Below are 4,024 nucleotides of genomic sequence, written 5' to 3' on the forward strand. Positions count from 1 at the left end.
CGATGCCGATGATCGCCTTGCCCACCGCGTCGGTATCCGTCGTGCCCGCCTTTTCCACCGCCTTGACCCACATGTTGAAGCCGATGTAATGCGCTTCCATCGGGTCGTTGGTTACCCGGCTCCGGTTCTTGATGAACTGGTGCCATTTGGTGATGAACACGGCATTCTCGGGCGTATCGACGCTCATGAAATAGTTCCAGGCAGCGAGATGGCCGACCAGAGGCTTGGTGTCGATGCCGGACAGCTCCTCTTCGCCGACCGAGAACGCCACGACCGGAATCGACTCGGCCGAAATGCCCTGATTGCCCAGCTCCTTATAGAAAGGCACGTTGGCGTCGCCGTTGATGGTGGACACTACCGCCGTTTTCTTGCCCGCCGAACCGAACTTCTTGATGTCCGCGACGATGCTCTGCCAATCCGAATGGCCGAACGGCGTGTAATTGATCATGATGTCCTTGTCCTTCACGCCTTTCGATTTCAGATATGCCTCCAGAATCTTGTTGGTCGTTCTCGGATATACATAATCCGTGCCGGCCAGTACCCAGCGTTTGACCTTCAGATCCTTCATCAGATAGTCGACGGCGGGAATCGCCTGCTGGTTGGGCGCGGCGCCGGTATAGAACACGTTCTTCGACGATTCCTCACCCTCGTACTGAACCGGATAGAAGAGAAGGCCGTTCAATTCCTCCACCACCGGCAGCACCGATTTGCGGGACACCGAGGTCCAGCAGCCGAAGATGGCGGCGACCTTGTCCTTGGTCAGAAGCTCTCGCGTTTTTTCGGCGAACAGCGGCCAGTTCGAAGCGGGATCGACGACCACCGGTTCCAGTTTTTTGCCGAGCAAACCGCCTTTCTTGTTCTGCTCGTCGATCAGCATCAGCATGGTGTCCTTCAGCGTGGTTTCGCTGATCGCCATGGTGCCGGAGAGCGAATGGAGAATGCCCACCTTGATCGTGTCTTCGGCGCGCGCCTCCGCACCAAAAAGGAGCATGGCCGCCGACAGAGCCAAACAGAACTGTCGTAAGGATCTTGCATAATCAGGCATGAATAGTTACCTCGCGAGTAATTGATGGAGTGTCTAGGAGTGATCAGATCTGCAACTGGAAGCCCAGCTTGATCGAGCTGACGTCGTCGCCCGCGGCGGTCGAGGTGTAATCCAGCCCCTTGGTGAGCAGATCGCCGTACTCGTACATCAGCATGATCTTGGCGTTGTGGCCGTCGATGATGTAATTGATGCCGGCTTCGTAAACGTCGCGGCTGGCGCTTTTGATCGGATCGACGTTGACATAGCGGACGTAAGGCTGGAATTGACCGACCCACACCTTTTGCGGAAGCAGGTACATGGCGCTTACGTCGTAGGCGTTGCCCTCGAACATGGCGAAGCCGCCGCCCGCGAGCCTGGACGCCATGCCGTAGCCCTTGATGCCGTAGTTCTTGTATTCGCCATTGACGGTCACCACGCCCATATCGCCCAACGGCTTCTCGAACAGAACGTCGACCGCGGTGCCGCGGAAATTGCCCGGATCGCTCCGCGTCCCGGCGCCGTCTTCCTGATACTGGTTGGAAACGCCCAAGGTCAGGATGTCGCCGCCCTGGCCGTAGTACGTCCCGCTGGTGTAGTAACCGGGATTCTTTTCCACGTCGAGGAAGTTATAGGCGAAGCGCTGGGCGTAGAGGATGTTGTCGTCGACGTTGGCGCCGTTGCGGAGCCCACGGAAAAAGCCCGCCGCGTATTGCAGGCGGCCGTCGAAGAACGAACCCCAGATGGTGGCACCGTCGTCGCGGCCGAAGGAGCCGGCGGACGTGCCGTCGGATCGGATCGTCGTGTTGAAGTCCGCCGGTTCGAAGGGTGTGCCGGCGCCGAAGATGTTGTACACGGCGCTGAAGAACGGTCCGTTCATTTCGCGGCGCTCGGCGGGCACCAGCATGCGGCCCATCCAGATATTGAACATGGGATCGAATTCGAATTTGCCGATGGCATCGAGAATGCGCATCTCGCCGCCATCGCCGCAGGTCTGGCAATCGGTGTTGAACTCGATCTTGAAATACTTGTGAATCTGGCCGTTCAGGTACAAACGGATATTGTCCAGATTGAAATCGTTCGACCATTTGCCCGCATTGGCGGCTTCCTCGGTAGCGGTAAAGCTCGTTCTAAGGCCGGCGCCTATGCTCACCCACTTGGTATCGTCGATTTTGAACGTCGCTCCCCCAAGCGACACGGGTGCGTACGCCGTCGTCAGCGCCGCCAAGGCGGCGGGCAAAAGCGCAATCCGCAAGCCGCGGCGATCCGCTTGCGTCGCGCATGTTGTTCGATTCTTCATGACTTGAAACCCCCTGATCGTTGAAGTCGGTCCGCGGGCGGTCCGCGCCACCGGTCGTTTCCGGTGTAGTCGCGAGCCGCCCGGATGTCCGCGCCCCGTCGGCGAAGGCCTTTCATCGGGCGCGGCAAATATCCTTATCGGTTGAATCCGAAGAGCTGTTCACGGAGTCGGCCGTTGCGGCTAACTCGTTGTCGGCACGGGGGTAATTAGATTTCCGGGGGGTATATGTCACAATCAGTCAAATGACGTATCCCGGAGCGGGGGGTATCGGCTTAGAGTCTCGGCAGCGCACTCGCGGCCGGTTACAGGCGACTTGGAGGGTGTGTAAGCAGTGGCGAACAACCCGGAACGCCAAGATCGGAAAGGGCGGCTTCGGCGCTCCAATCGCAAACGGTCATCCCAGGAGCGCTGGGATGGCCGTTTGCGATTGGGAAGGGATTCCCGACCTACAAGGTGCACGGTTGTAGGTCGGCAATCCTTTGCCGACGAAGACGCTCGGCTGGGGTGTAGCGTCGGGAAGGGGGGCTTCGGCGCTCCCGAAGACGCCGTTTGCGATTGGGAAGGGTCATTCGGGCGCTCCCCGGATGACCGTTTGCGATTGGAAAGGATTCCCGACCTACAAGGGCTACGGTCGTAGGTCGGCAACCCTTTGCCGACGTTAGGTACCGGGCCGCTCAGAGAACTCGAACCGGCTTGGCCGCCGACGCCGTAAGCACTCTTAACCTTATGAAAAAATATGCGTATTCCGTTTCTGATCGTTTCTTTTAGCCTGCTCGCCGGCTGCTCCATCGGCCTGAAACCCCAAGGCACTCCGCTCCGGCCCGAATCGGTGGGCGAGATTCTGTTCCGAGTGGCGCCGGATAATCTGGACGAGGAGCAAACCGCAGCCATGGCCGAACGGATCAGCAAGAATCTGAGTTCCTGGGGATATCCGGTGGAGCCGGATCTAGACGAGAGCGGCGAAACCGGCGCCACTCACGAGATGGAAGCACGGGTCGGCAGGATCGAGAACAAGAGCACGCCCACCGGGTTCTCGTTCAGCATCGGCAACTCCGACCCGCGCGCGCTCGATTTTCAAAAGGCGGACGTGTTGCCGGTGACCTGTACGCTCAAATCCACCGCGCGTTCGTCCGAAACCGTAAGCCTCTTCATGGATTTCATCGCCGACGAGAAGGTCAGGGCCCCCGGCCGCGCCAAAAGCGATCCGGCATTGCTGGAAACTTACGAGAATCACATCGGAACGGTCTGCTTCAATCTTCTCGACAAGCTGAAGGTGCCGAGGAAGAAAGCAGCCTCGTCGACCAGTACCAGCACCTGGATGCCCGAGATACGCATCGAAGTCACGGAAAAACCGGCGAATTCCGAAAGCGGCGCCTCGACCGGCGCGCTTCCCGTTCTCCCCGTGGAAACGGATAGGCCCACGAATCCGGACGCGCGGAACTCCGAAGACGGCCAACCGAACCCGCCCGAAGAGCCGCCGGTAACAACTGAAACCAACACCGATACGGAGGAAGGTCGCAAGCGGATCATCATTCACAATCGCGGCAACCCGGTGATCCTCGACTTCGGCTTCGAACGGAAATAGGCCTGACGCCGGCTTCCTGCCGCCACCCGCCCTTTTAGCGTGCAATCTTGCGGTCTTCGCCCCAAATCGGGGCGGCGACCGTTCAGCAACACCCTCTTCTTCTGCCTTCTCCCTGTAG

3 protein-coding genes are annotated in these 4,024 nt (G+C 59.3%); 1 reads left to right on the top strand and 2 read right to left on the bottom strand.

The window, feature by feature from the left end; genetic code table 11:
- The coding region (gene urtA / locus ABJK70_RS21285; RefSeq protein ID WP_347259048.1) for an urea ABC transporter substrate-binding protein at window positions 1-1,045 on the bottom strand (1,045 nt) is incomplete at its 3' end.
- A 43-nt stretch (window positions 1,046-1,088) separates the two neighbouring features.
- Entirely contained in the window at window positions 1,089-2,321 is a 1,233-nt protein-coding gene (locus tag ABJK70_RS21290; RefSeq protein ID WP_347259049.1) for a hypothetical protein, read from the bottom strand.
- A 736-nt stretch (window positions 2,322-3,057) separates the two neighbouring features.
- Here ABJK70_RS21290 and ABJK70_RS21295 point away from each other — a divergent pair.
- Window positions 3,058-3,906 (top strand): hypothetical protein, encoded by an 849-nt coding sequence (locus tag ABJK70_RS21295; protein WP_347259050.1) that lies wholly within the window; start codon window positions 3,058-3,060, stop codon window positions 3,904-3,906.
- The last annotated feature ends 118 nt before the right edge of the window (window positions 3,907-4,024 follow it).

Origin of the sequence: Methylocaldum sp. (genome assembly GCF_039794385.1) — a bacterium.
Classification (GTDB): domain Bacteria; phylum Pseudomonadota; class Gammaproteobacteria; order Methylococcales; family Methylococcaceae; genus Methylocaldum.